Source organism: Pseudonocardia sp. C8, from assembly GCF_014267175.1.
Classification (GTDB): domain Bacteria; phylum Actinomycetota; class Actinomycetes; order Mycobacteriales; family Pseudonocardiaceae; genus Pseudonocardia.
Genome location: NZ_JACMTR010000002.1, coordinates 1,773,745 through 1,789,203 on the forward strand (window position 1 = coordinate 1,773,745; position 15,459 = coordinate 1,789,203).

The following is a 15,459-nucleotide window of genomic DNA, read 5'->3' on the forward strand; positions in this document are numbered from 1 at the left end:
CGCCGCCCGTGTGCCGGGCGCCCGGGGGAGCCGGCGGCTCCTCCCGGGCCGGTCACCGGCCGCGGTGGGCCGTCTGCGACGGCAGCTCCCCGTAGCGGACCCGGTAGTCGTGGGCGAAGCGGCCGAGGTGGCCGAACCCGCACGCGTGGGCGACCTCGGCGACCGGTGCCTCGCCGGCGGCGAGGGCACGGCGGGCGCGGGCCAATCGGATCTCGCGGAGTGCGGCGGCCGGGCCGCTGCCCCGCCGCCGCCGGAACTCCTCCTGCAGCCGCCGGGTGCTCACCCCGGTGGCCCGGGCGAGGCCGCCGACGGTGACCGGCTCGGCATGGTGCTCCTCCAGCCAGGCGAGGGCACGGTCGACCAGATCGGCCGGTGCCGCGCGGGTCCGGTCGTCGTGCAGGGCACCGCTCGCGGTGTGCGGCAGGGACAGCAGGACCGCGGTCAGCAGCTGCTCCTCGAGCACTCGCGCGAGCATGCCCGCCGGACGGCCACCGCTGTCGCGCAGCACCCGGCACGTCGTCCGCCAGGCCTCGTCCAGCAGCGACGGCGGAGCGGGCGTCGGGACCGCGCCGGCCGGCAGGAACCGCACGGCGGGCCCCGGTTCCCGGCCGGTGAGCGTGCGAAGATGGTCCTCGATCCGGGCCGAGCCGGTCGAGACGACCAGCGCCCCCGCGTGCGGGTCGGGTTCCATCACCGTGTGCCGGTCGCCGGACAGCACGAAGGCACCCGCCGCGACGCCGCCGTCGTAGAGGCCCCGGGCGCGGACCCGCATCGGCCCGAGCGGCACGGTGAGGGCGAACCGGGTGCGCGTCGGGAACGCGTCGACGGTCACCTCGGCGCCGTAGCGCACGAACGCGACGTTCGTGGCACCCAGCTCGGCCACGGCGACGGCGCCGTCCGGGCGGCCGCGCCGCACCCCGATCTCGTGCACGACCGTCACCCGCTGCACCCGCTCGCGCAGCTCGGCGAGCTCGTCGCTGCGCCGCGCCGGCACCGGCGTGTCCGATCCGTGCACGAGCACCTCCTCAGACCGGGGCGCGGACGCCCCGCGCCTCCAACCTCGGGAGCACCTCCTGGGCGAAGTGCTCCAGCTCCGAGACGTAGTCCACGAAGGACAGCGTCATTCCGGCGAACCCGGCCTCGTGGAACGCCGCGATCGCGTCGGCGACGTCGTCCGGGGTCCCGACCAGCGGGCAGGAGCCGTGCCCCGCGGCGAAGCGGGCACGGTAGGTGGACAGCATCTCGGGGGTGAACGACTGCGCGTGCAGGCCCTGCAGGCGCATGAGGTTGTCCACCGCGGCCCAGTCGGCGTGCTCGTCGGCGTAGTGGCGCAGGAAGTCCTCGGCCTCGGCCCGGGTCGGCCGGCAGACGACGTGCCCGAGCGTGAAGACCCCGACCGTGCGGCCGTACCGGGTGCGGGCGGCGTGCCCGATCTCCCGCACGATCCCGGCACCGTCCTCTGGTCCGCCGACGATCGTGAAGGCGACGTCGGCGTTGCGGGCGGCGAAGCCACGCCCCTGCCCGGAGGAGCCCGCGTTGAGGACCGGGAGCGGGCCGTCGTGCGGTTTCGGCATGCTCTCGACCCCCTCCAGCCGGAAGAACCGGCCGTCGTGGTCGAACCGCCCGTGCTCGGTCCAGAGCCGGCGGATCACGTCCCACCACTCCTGGGCGAGCGCGTAGCGGGCGTCGTGGTCGGTGGGCAGGTCCGCGCCGAGCGCCCGGTACTCGGGCTCGTTCCAGCCCGCCACGATGTTGATCCCGGCCCGCCCCGCGCCGATCCGGTCCGCGGTGGCGAGCTGCTTGGCGACGACCACGGGGTGGTGGAACGCCGTGTGCACGGTGGAGAACACCGTGATCCGGCGGGTCCGGGCGAGCAGGGCCGACGCGAGCGTGGTCGGGTCGAGCACGCCCTCGTGGAAGTTGGTCTCGCCGCCGTAGCCGATCCAGCGGGCGATCGGGAGCAGGAAGTCGATCCCGGCGTCGTCGGCCAGCTCGGCGAGGCGCAGGTTGTCCTCCCAGCTGCCGGACCAGCGCTCCGGGACGCGGGTGACGGCGAGTCCGGACGAGCAGTTGGCGGAGAAGAGCCCGAGCTTGAAGCCCTTGCCGTCCGCGACGGGCTTGACCATGGTCGCTCCTGGTGGGTGCCGGTATGAGGTGCGCCGAGTCTCGGCCCGGCAGCGGCGCGCCCACGATCCGATTCGCGCGCCCGGTGGCCGATCCGCGTCCGGAAACGCGTTCAGGTCCCGGTCGTCACCCGGCGCGGGACCAGCGCCATCACGACCGCACCGAGCACGGCGGGGATCGCGAACGCCAGGAAGTTGGCGGCGAACCCGGCCCCGGTCGCCATGACCACACCGCCGTACAGCGGTCCGGCGATCGCGCCGATCCGGCCGATGCCCAGCGCCCAGCCGAGCCCGGTGGCGCGCAGGTGCTCCGGGTAGAACGTCGCGGTGTAGGAGTTGACCAGGATCGTGGTGCCGATCGTGCAGGCGCCCGCGACGGCGATGAGCGCGAGCAGCACCGGCGTCGGGAACCGGATCATCAGCAGCAGGATCGACGCCCCCGCGGTGAGGAACATGCCGGTCACGACCGGGCGGGGACCGATCCGGTCGGCGACCGAACCGAGCAGCGGGGTGCCGAGGATCGCGCCGAGGTTGAGCGCGAGCAGGAACGCCAGCGCGCCGCCGAGCGGGTAGCCGGCCTGCCGCATGATCTGCGCGAGCCAGGTGTTGAGGCCGTACACGAGCAGCAGCCCGAACCCGGTGCCCAGCCAGAACAGCAGGGTGCCGCGCAGGTGCTCGCGGGCCAGCAGCGCCCGGACGCCCCCGGCCGGTGCCCCGGTCTCGGCGATCTCCGGGACGGGCATGCCGTACCGGCCGGCCAGCGCGGTGGCCTCCTCACGCCTGCCCCGCGCGGCCAGGTACGCGACCGACTCGGGCAGCGCGACGGTGACGACCGCGACGAGCGCGGCACCGACCCCGGCGCCGATCCAGAACAGGGCGCGCCAGCCGAGCTGCTCCAGCAGAGCGATGCCGGCCAGTGCGGCGAGCACCCCGCCGACCGAGTAGCCGGAGAACATCAGGGCGTTGGCCGCGTTGCGCCGGCCCGGCGGGGCGTACTCGACGGTGAGCGCGATCGCCGTCGGCACCACGCCGCCGAGCCCGATGCCGGCCACGAACCGCAGCAGCCCGAAGACCTCCGGGTTCGGGGCGAGCGCGCAGAACAGCATCGCCACCGAGAACCAGCTGATGCAGAGGATCATCAGGCGGCGGCGTCCGATCCGGTCCGTGACGATCCCGGCGAGCAGGGCGCCGACCAGCATGCCGATCAGGGCCATCGAGCCGATCCACCCGGCCCGGCCGGGTGCCAGCGCCCACTCGCCCGAGATCAGCGCGGGCAGCACGGTGCCGTAGACGATCAGGTCGTAGCCGTCGACGACGATCGCCGTCCAGCACAGCGCGATCACCCAGGCCCGGGAGCGGGTTCCGGCCCGCGGTGGTGCGGACGTGCGGGTCACGTCGGTCATGGCGTTCCTCCTCGGTTGTCACCCGGTCGGGAAGCACCATATGGCGTAGGTATGCCGAACGTCACGCAAACAGCATGAAATTGTCATCGGCGGACGCGCGAGCGTCACCCGATCGGTCGCCCGGGCTCGAGGGTGGTGGTCAGCCGCTGGGCGCCGGGCCCGGCCAGCTGCGGCAGCGCGGCCGTCGTCCGCCCGGTGAGCAGCAACAGCAGCGCCTGGACCGGCCCGCGGACCTCGGCACCCTCGCCCACCCGCCAGTCGGCGTCGGTGGCGGTCAGGCGCAGCCCGCGGAGCCTGCGGCGGGCCCAGAACGGCCAGCCCATCCGCCACACCCGGTCGAGACCCTCCCGTGCGGCGCCGGCCGGCATGGCGACCGTGCGCCCGAGCGGGACGGCGACGTCCTGGATGTGCACCATCGTGTCGAACAGCAGGTTGTCGAGCGTGGTGATCGCCGGCTTGGCCCTGCTGCCGGCGAGCGTGCGGAGCTCGTCGACGAGCTCGGCGGCGGGCCGGGCGGCGTGCGCGACGGCCATGTCCCGGTTGACGGCCTGGAGGTCGCCGCGGGCGCGCACGCCCATCGCGAGGATGCGGACGATCCCCGGCGACTGCGGGGTGAGCGCGACGTGCGCCGCGACGTCGCGCACCCGCCACTGCGCGCACAGCGAGGGCCGCTCCCACTCCTCCGGGGTCAGTCCGGCGAGGAGGTCGGCCAGGACCCGGCGCTGGTCGGCGATCACGGTCCACTTCTCGTCGCGGTCCACCGCGGAACCCCCTGACCGGTCAGAGTCTCTGACCAAGTGGTCAGAGTTTCTTACGATCCGAGTGGCGCGTCAAGCCGGGGGTCGGCCGGACGTGGGTGGCGGTAAGAACCGCGGAGCGTCAGGGCACCGCGGGAGCCGCCCGGGGCGTCCGCACCTGCCGGCGGCGGACGGGGGTCGCGACGGCCGCCAGGCAGGCGAGCGTCCCGATCGCGACCGCCGTCCAGGCGGCGGGGTAGCCGTGCCCGGGTGTCAGGGCCCCGACCGCCCACGGGACGGCGAACCCCCCGACTCCGCCGACGGTCAGGAGCAGCCCGACCGCGGTCCCGACGTGCTCCGAGGGCACCCCCGCGACATCGGCCGGGATCGTCTGCCAGATCGCGAAGCAGCCGTTGAACCCGAAACCGACCAGGAACGCCGCGAACCACAGCCCGCCCGGGCCGAGGAGCGGGAGGAGCAGCGTGCCGGCCGCCTGGAGCACCAGGAACGCGGTGAACCAGGCCCGGCGGCGCCGGGAACGGTCCGAGAGCCATCCGGCGACCAGGCTTCCGGGTAGCCCGGCGACGCCGGCCATGAGGGCGGCCAGCGCCGCCACCGACGCCGGGTAGTCCGCGTCGAGGGCGAACGTGCCGACCAGCTGCGCCACCGCGAAGTAGCCGCCATACCCGACGAAGAACGCCAGGCCGAAGCGCCACAGCGCCGTGTTGCCGAGCACGGCCCGGATCGACCCGCGGGTCAGCACGGTGCCGCGCAACTCGGCGGTCCCGTCGGGGGCCCGGTACACCGACCCCACCAGGACGGCCACGGCGAACGCCGTGCCACCGGCCGCGGCCAGGCCGGCGCGCCAGCCGAGCGCGTCGAGCACGGGTGTCCAGAGGTAGAGGCCGACGGCGACCCCGACGCTGAACGACGCCGACACGACCCCCATGGCCAGCGCGTGCTCGCGCTCGCGGAACCAGGCACTGACCGCGGCGATGCCGATCCCGGCGAACACGGAGGCGGCGAGGCCTGCGACCAGTCGCAGCACCAGCAACGTCCGGTAGTCGGGGGCCAGCGCCGCGAGCGCGGTGGAGGCCCCCTCCAGGGCCAGCCCGGCCGTCATGGTCGACCGCAGTCCGAACCGGACGGCCAGGAAGCCGGCCGGGATGTGCATCACCGCGTAGCCGCCCACGAACGCGGACAGCAGGAGGGCGAGCTCGGGCAGGCCCGAGGAGAACGCCTGAGCGACACCACCGAACGTGCCGGGCATGACGAACCAGTTGAAGGTGAACGCGACGAAACCGAGTGCGGTCACGCCCAGCATCAGCCACCGGCGGCCCGAATCCGGGCCGGCCGCAGGTGTAGGGGACATCGTCGTCTCCTCGGCCGGTGGTCAGGCGTAGAAGGACCGGACGGCCTCGGCCACCGCGGCCGGGCTCTCCAGGGTGGGGAAATGGGTCCGGCCCGGGATGTGCACGGGCTCGAACCACGGATTCTGTCGAGCGAAGTCCTCCTGGAACTGCCGGTACCCGGCTGCGAGCGGCTGGGAGTACACGTGCCGCACCCGGAGCCCGTCCTGAAGGCGTGTCATCCGCTTGAGCGGGTCGCCCCACTCGGCGTAGCTCTTCTGGATCTCCCGGCACGCGCGCATCCACATGCGTTCGCCGAACCAGGTCATCTCGCGGTTCACGTGGTCGATGACGTCGATGTTGTCGGTGCCCTCGGTCCACTCGTCGAACAGGCCCCGCCGGGCGGCGACGACGGTCTCCGGGGCGCACCCCTCCCGGATCAGGGTATGGAAACCCTCGAAGGGCTGCATCAGCCAGTCGACCACGACCGTCCGGCCGATCGATCGCGCGCCGAGCCGGTCGTGCACCTCGATGTTCACCCAGCATCCGTGCGAGGTGGACAGCATCCGGACGTCCTCGAGTTCGAGCCGGTCGATCACCTCCAGGACGTCCTCGGCGAGATCGTCGGCGGTGAAGTCCCCGACGTCGGTCAGCCGCCCGTCATGGCCGCGGAAGTTCAGGCAGAGCACCCGGTGGTCCTCGGCGAGCAGCGGCGCCAGGTGCCGGAACAGTCGGTGGTCCTGTGCCCAGCCGTGCAGGAGCAGCAGGGGCGGGGCTCCCGCGTCGCCGTACTCGACGTACTCGAGCGGGACCGTGCCGCGGGTCAGCGTCTTGATCATGATCTGGTCCTTCCGGAGCCGACCGGCCCCGGGCACGGCGGTGCCCGGAGGCGTGCAAGGGATCGGTGCACCCGCCGCGCGGAAGGCGCACACGGCACCGTCCCTCCCGACGTGGGGGCGGTGCGGAGGAGCGGGCAGACGCTCCGTCGATGTGAGCGAGGTCGTGTTGTCGACGGCCACTGACGACGGTAAGAGGGGCGACAGAGACAGTCAATAGCGCGCTATGAACTTCTTCACTTCTCGGCGATCTGCTCTTCGATGATCTCGACCAGGCGGCTGAGCACGGCCACGACGTCCGCGCGCTGCTCCGCCGGGAACCGGAGCAGGGAGTCCCGTTGCCAGTGGCGCAGCAGTGCGTACTTGGCCTCCCACAGCTCGCGTCCGGCCTCGGTCAGCTCCACCAGGACGACCCGGTCGTCGTGCTCACCGGGGATCCGGCGGACGACCCCCTGCCGCTCCAGGCCGTTGATCATGCGGGTGACCGTCGGCTGGGCGATGCCCGCCTGGCGGGCGATCACGCCGACCGGGAGCGGGCCCTGATGGGCCACCGACTCCAGGGTGGCGACCTGGGCCTCGGTGAGGTCGGTGCCGGCTCCGCGCCTGCCGACCGTGCCACGTCCGCGCTTGAGAACGCGGTAGATGCCGTTGCAGGCCTCGGCCCAGGCGTCCTCCAGATCCGCGGGGAGGTCGGGGGTCTCGTCGTGCCGGTCGCTCACCTGTCTCCGCCTCCTGGTCTGCCCGCACCCGCTGCCGTCCGGACGAGCTGCGATCCGGGGCTGGCGGCGGATCGCATAGCAAGCTATGTTCTGTCCGTCGAACCGGGCCACCCGACGTACGGGCCCGGTGGAACCCGCGACCGGTGGCAGGCCGGGCGGGCTCCCGGTCTCCGAACAGTACGGACCGCCCGTCCGCGCGGTCCCGGTGAGGCGCCCCGCGGACGGTCCGTGTCCGGAGGGGACGGAAGGACGTTCGACATGTCGTCACGCACGCCGCACGCGGAGGTGGTCGGGGCCGGTATCGGCGGACTGACCGCGGCCGCCGCGCTCGCCCGTCGCGGCTGGTCGGTCACGGTGCACGAACGCGAGGACACCGTGCGCGCGTTCGGCTCGGGCATCTACCTCTGGAGCAACGGGCTGGGCGTCCTCGGTGACCTCGGTGTGCGTGAGCGCACCGTCGAGGGCGCCCACCACGGCCCGTCGATCCAGACCCGGGACCGCCGCAACCGGACACTCGCCCGGCTCCCCACGAACGGGCCGGGCCAGGTGCAGGTGCTCACCGTGCTGCGCGAGCGGCTGATCTCCGCGCTGGTCGCCGCCGCGACCGACGCGGGTGCGGAGATCGTGACCGGCTCGGCAGCGCACGCCGTCGACCCGCGCGGCGCGATCGTGCTCGACGGTGGCGAGCGACGCGCGGCCGATCTCGTCGTCGTCGCCGACGGCGTCGGATCCCGGCTCCGAGACGGGCTGGGACTGCTCGGTCGCCGCCGGCGGCTGGGCCAGCGCTGCGCGCGCGTGCTCATCCCGCGGGACACCGATCTGCTCCCGGCCGCCGACGCCGACCACTACATCGAGTGGATGTCCGGGCGCCGGTTCCTGCTCTACACCCCGAGCAGTGTCACCGACGCCTACATCGCGCTGGTGTGTCCCGCCGGCGACCGGGAGGCCATGGGGGCCGAGATCCCGCGGCCGGTGTGGGAGCGGGCCTTCCCGCACGCCGCATCCATCGTGTCCCGCATCGGCCCGGTCGCCCGGTGGGACGAGTTCGAGTGGGTCGAGCTGCGGTCGTGGTCCACCGGCCGGGTCGCCGTGCTCGGAGACGCCGCGCACGCCCAGCCGCCGTACCTCGGGCAGGGAGGCGGATGCGCCATGATGGCGGCCCACGGGCTCGCCCATGCGATGAGCTGCGGTGCCGGAACGCCTGCCGAACGGCTGGCCCGCTGGGAACGGACCGAGCGACCGCTGATCCGGCACACCCAGCGGTTCTCGTACGGAATCGGCAGGCTCAACGACGTGCCGGAGCTGCCGCGCCGGCTCTTGCTCTCGACCCTGGGGCGTTCGCGTTCGTTCGGCCGTTCCCGGCTCCGTGCCGCGCAGGCGGTCCCGACCGGCCTCCCGCGGGCGTCCGGTCGTTGAGGACGCGCGCCCGGGTCCCGGACCGGCACACCCTCAGCCGGTCGACTCCTCGTCGATACCGGTGCCGGAGTCGTCGTCGACCGGGTCCTCGCCCTCGTGACCGGGCTCGCCGGTCCGGCTGCCGGTGACCCGCTCCTCGAGCTCGTCCACCACGGTCTCGGGGTCGAGCGGGGCGCGCCCTCCGGTTCCGGATCGTCCCTGGGGTGCTGCGATGTCACGGGTTCCGGGTACCCCGCTCGTGCGGCAGGCACACCGGACCGGCCGCACGGTCAGACGTCGGCCCTCGGTGCGGTCAGCCGGGCACGGGCCAGCCGCTCGACGAGCTCGGGCATCGCCCCGGCCGGGCTGCCGCGCAGGTCGTCGCAGGCCTTCCGGACGGCCGCGGTCACCTCCTCCCGGGAGACGTCCGGGCCGAGCTCGGCGAGCAACCGGTCGATCGCCTCGGCCGCACGGGTGAGATCCGGTGTCATCCGGGCCTCCCGGGCCGGACCGCACGTGCGGGACACGGACGACACGCCCCCGCGTACCGACCCCGACCGCGACGCATCGGTGTGCGACCCATGACGACCTCCTCGTGGCCTCGGTGTGCCCGGGAGGGTTACCCCGTCCGTGGTCCGTCAACCGCGCGGGCGACGCGCCCACCCCCGAGCCCGCGTCCTGGTCCGCCGGACCGAACGGTGCCGCCGGCTTCGTTCCCGGGACCGAAGGACTCCCGCCGTGATCTCCCTACCGTCTCCCACCAGTCCCGTCAGAGCCGACGCGAGGGGAGACCGGAGCCGTGAAGACCTACCCACTGTCCCGACCGGTGGACGGAAGGGACACCTGGCACGACGGCAAGCGCCACGCCTGGCTGCTGGGCCTGGTCGTGCCCATCCTGCCGTTCCTCGCGATCGGGTTGCACCTGCTCACCGGGCTGTCGGTGATGCTGTGGCTCGGCCCGGTCGTCGTCCTGGTGATCGTCCCGGCGATCGACCTGGTCGCCGGGCACGATCCGACGAACCCGCCGGACGAGGTGATGGAGCAGCTCGAGGAGGACCGCTACTACCGCTGGGTCACCTATGCGTACCTCCCGCTGCAGTACGCGGGCCTGTTCACGGGCACGGGGTACATCGCGTACGCCGGGGCCCCGTTGATCGGGAACATCGGCATGGCCGTCACCCTCGGCACCGTCGCCGGGGTCGCGATCAACACGGCGCACGAGCTCGGCCACAAGCGCGAGGACGTCGAGCGGTGGGCGGCCAAGATCGCCCTGGCGCCCAGCTTCTACGGGCACTTCTACGTCGAGCACAACCGCGGCCACCACGTCCGCGTCTCCACTCCCGAGGACCCCGCATCGGCCCGGATGGGGGAGAGCTTCTACCGGTTCTGGCCGCGTACCGTCCTCGGTTCGCTGACCAGCGCCTGGAAGCTGGAGCGCAAGCGCTACGCCCGCCGCGACCGGCACCCGTTCCGGATCGGCAACGACGTGCTCAACGCCTGGCTGATGTCGGTGGTCCTGTGGGGCGTGCTGATCGCGTCCTTCGGCTGGAGGCTGCTGCCGTACCTGCTGATCCAGGCCGTCGTCGGGTTCACCCTGCTCGAGCTGGTCAACTACATGGAGCACTACGGGATGCTGCGCCAGCAGGTCGGCCCGCCGGACCGCCGCCGCTACGAGCGGGTCACCCCGGCGCACTCGTGGAACTCCAACAACATCGCCACCAACGTGCTGCTCTACCACCTGCAGCGGCACTCGGACCACCACGCGAACCCGACCCGGCGCTTCCAGACCCTGCGCGACTTCCCGGAGGCCCCGGTCCTGCCGACCGGCTACACCGGGATGATGCTCGCCGCACTCGTGCCGCCGGTGTTCCGGCGGCTGATGGACCCGCTGGTGCTCGCGCACTACGACGGCGACCTGCGGCTGGCGAACCTGCAGCCGGCGAAGCGCGAGCGGCTGCTGGCCGCGTACCCGCCGCCCGCCGACCCGGTCGAGACCGAGCTCGCCGACACCGCCCGGCAGAAGCAGGTCGACGGTGTGACCGCCGCCCGCTGCCCCGGCTGCGGTTACACCTACGAGGTCGCCGCCGGCAACGAGGCCGAGGGCTTCCCGGCCGGCACCGCCTGGTCGGAGATCCCCGACGACTGGACCTGCCCCGACTGCGGGGTCCGCGACAAGGTCGACTTCGTCGCCCTGACGACCGAGGAGGTCTGAGATGAGGATCGTCGCCGACACGGGGGCCTGCGAGGGCTTCGGGATGTGCGAGGCCATGGCCGACGACTACTTCGAGATCGGGCCCGACGACGTGGTCGTCGTGCACGACGACCACCCGCCGGCGGCCGACCGGGAGCACGTGCACGCGGCCGTGCAGGCCTGCCCCGCTCGGGCGCTGCGCCTCGACGACAACTGAACGGCACCCCCGCCGACGCCCGTCCGGCCCGCTCCGGGGCCGGGCGGGCGCCGGCGCGCGCTACGGTCCCGTCGTGCCCCCGGTGACCGACACCCTCGCCCGCCTCGCCGGCGCGGTCCGGGACGACGCCGGCGCCCTCAACGGGCGGGTCCTTGCCGAGATCGACGCCGGGCTTCCGGACCTCGGCCGTGACCCGCGCGTGCGGGAGCTGCTGGTCGCGACGGTCGAGGGCTCGCTGGACGGCGCGCTCGCCGTCCTCACCGGTGGCGGGGACCCGGACGACGCACCCGTCCCGCCGGCTGCCGTCGACATCGCCCGCCGGCTCGCCCAGCAGGGCGTCCCGGTCACCGTGCTGCTGCGCGCGTACCGGCTCGGGCAGGCCGCCTTCCAGCAGGTGCTGGTCGCACGGATCGCGGCGGCCGGGCTGGCCGCGGACGAGGTCGCGGCGGTCGTCCGGGAGCTGTCGTCGGTGGCGTTCGGCTACGTCGACCGGGTCTCCGAGGAGATGGTCGCCGTGCACCAGGCCGAGCGGGACGGCTGGGTGCGCCGCCGTGACGCGGCCCGGCTGTCCATGGTGGACGCCGTGCTCGCCGGCCGCGGCGGGACGACCGCCGAGGTGGAACGGGCACTCGGGCACCCGGTGACCGGCGAGCACCTGGCCGCGGTGATCTGGTCCGCGCCCGGGGCGCCGGACCCGGGCCGGGCCATGGAACGTGCGGTCGGCGCCGTCGGCGACGCGCTCGGGTGCACCCGCCCGCCGTTGGTCGTCGCGCCGGACGCGGCCACCCTGTGGGCGTGGTACCCGGCACCCGTGGCCGCCGATGCGGCGCTCGAGCCGGGCGAGGTGTTCGTGGCGCTCGGGAGCCCGGACCGGGACCTCGACGGGTTCCGCCGCTCGCACCGGCGCGCCCGGCAGGTCCAGGCCGTCGTGACCGCGGCCGCGCCGGACACCCGGCACGCGGTGACGACGCCGGCCACGCTCGGACCGCTCCTGCTCCTCGGCGCCGACACCGACCTGCTCGGCTCGTGGGTGCGGGAGGTCCTGGGCGGGCTCGCGACCGACGACGAGCCGCACGCGCGGCTGCGCGACACCCTCGACGCCTACCTGGGGGCGGGCGGCAGCCTGGCCGCGGCGGCGGCCGAGCTGCACCTGCACAAGAACTCGGTGCAGTACCGGCTGCGCCGCGCCGAGGAGGCCCGGGGCCGAGCCCTGTCGGACCGCCGGCTCGACCTCGAGGTGGCGCTACGGGCCTGCCGGGTGCTGGGGAGCGCGGTGCTGCGCCCCGCGGACTGACACCCGGTCGGCGGTCCGCGGGCGCACGCACGGGCGTGCCGGCCGCCGGCCCTGCCCCCGAACGGGCGAACTGCTCGGCCGAACGGCAGCCCGGCCGGGTCACCGTGCGTGCTTCGGGGCGCCGATGCGCCCGGACCCGGCTAGCGTGAGGAGCCATGAGCCGTTCCCGGTCACTGGTCCTGCGGACCGTGGCCTGGTGCGTGGGTGTGCTGCTGGTGGGCGCGGGACTGCTGACCGCGGTCGTCGTCGGCGCGGGGACGCTCGTCGGGCCGGCCGAGGCCCGCGCCGGCAAGCAGATCGACGGTCCCGCCGGGGCCGCCGGGGACTTCGCCCGCCTCGCCGCCGCCGATCCGGAGGCCGCGCTCCGCTCCTGCACGCCGGCCCGGGGGACCGACTTCGACGCCCTGGTCGGCGCGTTGCCCACCGGCGCGGTCCCGGCCGGGGAGCGCTACGCGGTGACCGACGGCGACGTCGTGTTCCTGTCCGCGCCGGTGGTGGGGGAGGACCTCGCCGTCGCCGACGGGGACCGCGCGGTGTGGGCCTACGGACGGCAGGGGTTCGCCGCGGTCACCGACGACGCCCGCGCGCTCTCGGCGGACCTGCCCGGCCCGGAGCTCTACGGCCTCGACGCCGCGAGCCCCGGCGTCGTCCGGGTCGCGTCCTGTGTGGACGCCGCGCAACGCGTGGCGGGGACCGCGCCGGAGCCGGCTCAGCCGGGCTCGCCCCGCCACTTCCGGTAGAGGATCCAGCACAGGTCGGCCAGCGCGATCACGGCGACCACGACCAGCACGACGGCGAACCACCGGATCCCGGCCCCCCAGGCCAGCACCGCGCCGACGGCGGAGACGACCAGCCCGAAGCCGGCCAGCACCGCCCGGAGGGTCAGCGCGCTGCGCGCCGGTGACGCCCCGCCGATCCCGGCGGTCGGATCGTGGTGGTCGGGCAACCCCTCGCGGTAGCGCTCGCGGTCAGGACTCATCGGCTCCTCCCGGACCGGACCGGTGTGGGCCCCGCGGATACCCGGCGCGGGGGCCCGGCACACCTGCCCTGTGACGGGGCCGGCGCAGGTGAATGCGGCGCGCCGCAGCGGGAACCCCCCATGGGACCGCGCCGCACCGAAGAGAGGAGGACCACGGTGGCGAACGAACTCGAGGGCCGGACCGTCGCGATCCTGGCCGCGGACGGGGTCGAGCAGGTCGAGCTGACGCAGCCGCGGGAGGAGCTGCGCCGGGCCGGTGCCCGGGTGGACGTGGTGTCCCTGTCCACCGAGCCGATCCAGTCGATGAACTCCGACATCAACCCGGCGGAGAAGATCGAGGTCGACCGGGCGGTCACCGACGTCTCGGCCGACGACTACGACGCCCTGGTGCTGCCGGGCGGCACCGTCAACCCGGACAACCTGCGCGCCGACGAGAACGCCGTCGCGTTCGTGCAGGCGATCTTCCGGGCGGGCAAGCCGGTCGGCGCGATCTGCCACGGACCCTGGACGCTGGTCGAGGCCGACGTCGTCAAGGGACGCACGGTGACCTCCTACCCGAGCATCCGCACCGACCTGCGCAACGCCGGCGCGACCGTCGTCGACGAGCAGGTGGTCTGCGACGAGGGCCTGGTGACCAGCCGCAACCCCGGCGACCTCGACGCGTTCTGCGCGAAGCTCGTCGAGGAGTTCGCGGAGGGCAGGCACCCGGTCCACCCGGAGGGCGCGACCGCCTGACCGGCCCGCACGCCACCCGCACGGCACGACGACGGCCCGGGACCCGCCGGTCCCGGGCCGTCGTTGCGTGCCGGTCAGGGTTCCACCGGCCCGGGCATCTGCGCGTCGTCCTCGGGGTGCTCGCGGCAGCGGTCGGTCTCCGGCCGGATCTCGAGGCGCTCGTCGTCGATCTCGGCGCCGCACACGGCGCAGCGGCCGTACTCGCCCCGGTCCAGGCGGGACAGCGCGGCCCGCACCCGCTCGCGGCGGCCGTCCCGGGCACCGACGGCGAGGTCGTGGTCCATGGTCTCGGTGGCCCGCGACCCGGCGTCGCCGAAGTCCAGGCCCGCGGCGGAACGGTCGTCGCCGGGGGCCGGCTGCTCGCTGCCGACACCGCCGTCGAGGCGCTCGAGCTCGTCGGTCAGCAGGGTCCGTGCCCGCTCCGGGTCCATCGGCTCTCCTTCCCTCGTGCCCGGCCCTCCGGCCGGGGCGGTGCGGGACTACCCCGGTCGTCGCGGGGGCATGCGGGACCGTTTGTGCAGGGACGCACCGGGTAACCGTGCAGCGCCGGCGGGCCCGGGCATGTCCCCCCGCCCGCGCCCGCCGGCGACCAGCACCGACGAGCACCCCGGGAGGACCCCGTGCCCGAGAGCCCGCCCGCCCAGCAGCAGCCCCCGCCCGGCGGCACCGGCCCGATGGACCCGCACCCCCGGGACGAGATGCGCGGCTACCGCGGGCGCGACCTCCTGGCCGGCACGGTCGCGCTGGTCACCGGCGGGGACTCCGGGATCGGCCGAGCGGTCTGCGTCGCCTTCGCCAAGGAGGGCGCCGACGTCGCGCTCGCCTACCTCTCCGAGGACGGCGACGCCGAGCACACGGCCGGGCTCGTCCGGGCCGAGGGACGGCGCTGCCTCATGCTGCGCGGCGACCTCGGCGACGCCGGGCACTGCACGGAGGTCGTCCGGCGCACCGTCGGCGAGCTCGGCCGGCTGGACACGGTGGTCAACAACGTGGCCACCCAGGAGCCGTACGACTCGCTCACCGACATCTCCGACGAGCAGTGGCTACGCACGTTCGAGGTCAACGTGCACAGCTTCTTCCGGGTCACCCGGGCCGCGCTGGAGCACCTGCCCGACGGTGGCGCGATCATCAACACCGGATCGGTCAACGGGTTGCGCGGCAACAAGTCCCTGCTCGACTACTCGGCCACCAAGGGGGCGGTGCAGTCGCTGACGTACTCGCTGGCCCAGTCGCTCACGCCGCGGAACATCCGGGTCAACTGCGTGGCACCCGGCCCGGTCTGGACGCCGCTGATCCCGGCCACGATGCCGGAGGGCAAGGTCGAGGGGTTCGGCGAGCAGACCCCGATGGGCCGGGCCGCCGACCCGGACGAGGTCGCGCCGTCCTACGTGTTCTTCGCGGCGCCCGCGCTGTCGTCGTACTACACCGGGGAGGTCCTCGCCCCGGTCGGGGGCGAGACCATGCCGGGTTGACCGGCGCGC

17 protein-coding genes are annotated in these 15,459 nt (G+C 74.4%); 7 read left to right on the plus strand and 10 right to left on the minus strand.

The genetic code is table 11. The features are described from left to right. Positions 1-52: 52 nt before the first annotated feature. The 7 genes from H7X46_RS30575 to H7X46_RS08980 all read right to left on the minus strand — a co-directional run bounded on the left by H7X46_RS30575 (position 53) and on the right by H7X46_RS08980 (position 7,167). Positions 53-1,015 (minus strand): AraC family transcriptional regulator, encoded by a 963-nt coding sequence (locus H7X46_RS30575; protein ID WP_186358964.1) that lies wholly within the window; start codon positions 1,013-1,015, stop codon positions 53-55. Between the two features lie 10 nt (positions 1,016-1,025). After that, on the minus strand, positions 1,026-2,126 hold the full coding sequence (locus H7X46_RS08955; RefSeq protein ID WP_186358965.1) for an LLM class flavin-dependent oxidoreductase: 1,101 nt from the start codon (positions 2,124-2,126) through the stop codon (positions 1,026-1,028). Between the two features lie 110 nt (positions 2,127-2,236). After that, positions 2,237-3,526 carry an aromatic acid/H+ symport family MFS transporter gene (locus H7X46_RS08960; RefSeq protein ID WP_222131248.1) on the minus strand — a complete coding sequence of 430 codons (1,290 nt, stop codon included), beginning with the start codon at positions 3,524-3,526 and terminating at the stop codon, positions 2,237-2,239. 104 nt (positions 3,527-3,630) lie between these two features. Continuing rightward, on the minus strand, positions 3,631-4,287 hold the full coding sequence (locus H7X46_RS08965) for a maleylpyruvate isomerase family mycothiol-dependent enzyme (RefSeq protein ID WP_186358966.1): 657 nt from the start codon (positions 4,285-4,287) through the stop codon (positions 3,631-3,633). Between the two features lie 118 nt (positions 4,288-4,405). After that, positions 4,406-5,635, minus strand: a complete 1,230-nt coding sequence (locus tag H7X46_RS08970) for a nitrate/nitrite transporter (RefSeq protein WP_186358967.1) — start codon at positions 5,633-5,635, stop codon at positions 4,406-4,408. A 21-nt stretch (positions 5,636-5,656) separates the two neighbouring features. Continuing rightward, positions 5,657-6,451, minus strand: coding sequence for an alpha/beta fold hydrolase (locus H7X46_RS08975; protein WP_186358968.1), 795 nt, complete (start codon positions 6,449-6,451; stop codon positions 5,657-5,659). 233 nt (positions 6,452-6,684) lie between these two features. Further along, positions 6,685-7,167, minus strand: a complete 483-nt coding sequence (locus H7X46_RS08980) for a MarR family transcriptional regulator (protein WP_186358969.1) — start codon at positions 7,165-7,167, stop codon at positions 6,685-6,687. 258 nt (positions 7,168-7,425) lie between these two features. Here H7X46_RS08980 and H7X46_RS08985 point away from each other — a divergent pair, with 258 nt between their 5' ends. After that, a complete protein-coding gene (locus H7X46_RS08985) occupies positions 7,426-8,583 on the plus strand; it encodes an NAD(P)/FAD-dependent oxidoreductase (protein ID WP_186358970.1) in 1,158 nt (385 codons plus the stop codon). A 269-nt stretch (positions 8,584-8,852) separates the two neighbouring features. Here the strand turns inward: H7X46_RS08985 and H7X46_RS08990 are convergent, their stop codons facing one another. After that, a complete protein-coding gene (locus H7X46_RS08990) occupies positions 8,853-9,053 on the minus strand; it encodes a hypothetical protein (protein ID WP_186358971.1) in 201 nt (66 codons plus the stop codon). A gap of 308 nt (positions 9,054-9,361) precedes the next feature. Between H7X46_RS08990 and H7X46_RS08995 the strand changes: the two genes are divergently transcribed. The 4 genes from H7X46_RS08995 to H7X46_RS09010 all read left to right on the plus strand — a co-directional run bounded on the left by H7X46_RS08995 (position 9,362) and on the right by H7X46_RS09010 (position 13,004). Beyond that, entirely contained in the window at positions 9,362-10,774 is a 1,413-nt protein-coding gene (locus H7X46_RS08995; RefSeq protein ID WP_186358972.1) for a fatty acid desaturase, read from the plus strand. Position 10,775: 1 nt separating this feature from the next. Next, positions 10,776-10,970 carry a ferredoxin gene (locus tag H7X46_RS09000; protein ID WP_186358973.1) on the plus strand — a complete coding sequence of 65 codons (195 nt, stop codon included), beginning with the start codon at positions 10,776-10,778 and terminating at the stop codon, positions 10,968-10,970. A gap of 73 nt (positions 10,971-11,043) precedes the next feature. Then, positions 11,044-12,264, plus strand: coding sequence for a helix-turn-helix domain-containing protein (locus tag H7X46_RS30580; RefSeq protein WP_186358974.1), 1,221 nt, complete (start codon positions 11,044-11,046; stop codon positions 12,262-12,264). A gap of 155 nt (positions 12,265-12,419) precedes the next feature. Beyond that, positions 12,420-13,004 carry a hypothetical protein gene (locus H7X46_RS09010; RefSeq protein WP_186358975.1) on the plus strand — a complete coding sequence of 195 codons (585 nt, stop codon included), beginning with the start codon at positions 12,420-12,422 and terminating at the stop codon, positions 13,002-13,004. On the opposite strand, the gene H7X46_RS09015 is transcribed toward H7X46_RS09010, so the two are convergent. Continuing rightward, on the minus strand, positions 12,974-13,243 hold the full coding sequence (locus tag H7X46_RS09015) for a hypothetical protein (protein ID WP_186358976.1): 270 nt from the start codon (positions 13,241-13,243) through the stop codon (positions 12,974-12,976). The genes H7X46_RS09010 and H7X46_RS09015 overlap by 31 nt on opposite strands. Positions 13,244-13,399: 156 nt before the next feature. Here H7X46_RS09015 and H7X46_RS09020 point away from each other — a divergent pair, with 156 nt between their 5' ends. Then, entirely contained in the window at positions 13,400-13,978 is a 579-nt protein-coding gene (locus H7X46_RS09020; RefSeq protein WP_186358977.1) for a type 1 glutamine amidotransferase domain-containing protein, read from the plus strand. 74 nt (positions 13,979-14,052) lie between these two features. Here H7X46_RS09020 and H7X46_RS09025 read toward each other — a convergent pair whose 3' ends face one another. Then, a complete protein-coding gene (locus H7X46_RS09025; RefSeq protein ID WP_186358978.1) occupies positions 14,053-14,409 on the minus strand; it encodes a TraR/DksA C4-type zinc finger protein in 357 nt (118 codons plus the stop codon). Between the two features lie 243 nt (positions 14,410-14,652). Here H7X46_RS09025 and H7X46_RS09030 point away from each other — a divergent pair, with 243 nt between their 5' ends. Continuing rightward, positions 14,653-15,450, plus strand: a complete 798-nt coding sequence (locus H7X46_RS09030) for an SDR family oxidoreductase (protein ID WP_186362535.1) — start codon at positions 14,653-14,655, stop codon at positions 15,448-15,450. The last annotated feature ends 9 nt before the right edge of the window (positions 15,451-15,459 follow it).

Bases quoted from the DNA above. Each gene is read 5' to 3' on its own strand.
- H7X46_RS08955 (WP_186358965.1), bottom strand. From the start codon at position 2,126: ATGGTCAAGCCCGTCGCGGACGGCAAGGGCTTCAAGCTCGGGCTCTTC.
- H7X46_RS08960 (WP_222131248.1), bottom strand. From the start codon at position 3,526: ATGACCGACGTGACCCGCACGTCCGCACCACCGCGGGCCGGAACCCGC.
- H7X46_RS08970 (WP_186358967.1), bottom strand. From the start codon at position 5,635: ATGTCCCCTACACCTGCGGCCGGCCCGGATTCGGGCCGCCGGTGGCTG.
- H7X46_RS08975 (WP_186358968.1), bottom strand. From the start codon at position 6,451: ATGATCAAGACGCTGACCCGCGGCACGGTCCCGCTCGAGTACGTCGAG.
- H7X46_RS08985 (WP_186358970.1), top strand. From the start codon at position 7,426: ATGTCGTCACGCACGCCGCACGCGGAGGTGGTCGGGGCCGGTATCGGC.
- H7X46_RS08990 (WP_186358971.1), bottom strand. From the start codon at position 9,053: ATGACACCGGATCTCACCCGTGCGGCCGAGGCGATCGACCGGTTGCTC.
- H7X46_RS09000 (WP_186358973.1), top strand. From the start codon at position 10,776: ATGAGGATCGTCGCCGACACGGGGGCCTGCGAGGGCTTCGGGATGTGC.
- H7X46_RS09010 (WP_186358975.1), top strand. From the start codon at position 12,420: ATGAGCCGTTCCCGGTCACTGGTCCTGCGGACCGTGGCCTGGTGCGTG.
- H7X46_RS09015 (WP_186358976.1), bottom strand. From the start codon at position 13,243: ATGAGTCCTGACCGCGAGCGCTACCGCGAGGGGTTGCCCGACCACCAC.
- H7X46_RS09025 (WP_186358978.1), bottom strand. From the start codon at position 14,409: ATGGACCCGGAGCGGGCACGGACCCTGCTGACCGACGAGCTCGAGCGC.
- H7X46_RS09030 (WP_186362535.1), top strand. From the start codon at position 14,653: ATGGACCCGCACCCCCGGGACGAGATGCGCGGCTACCGCGGGCGCGAC.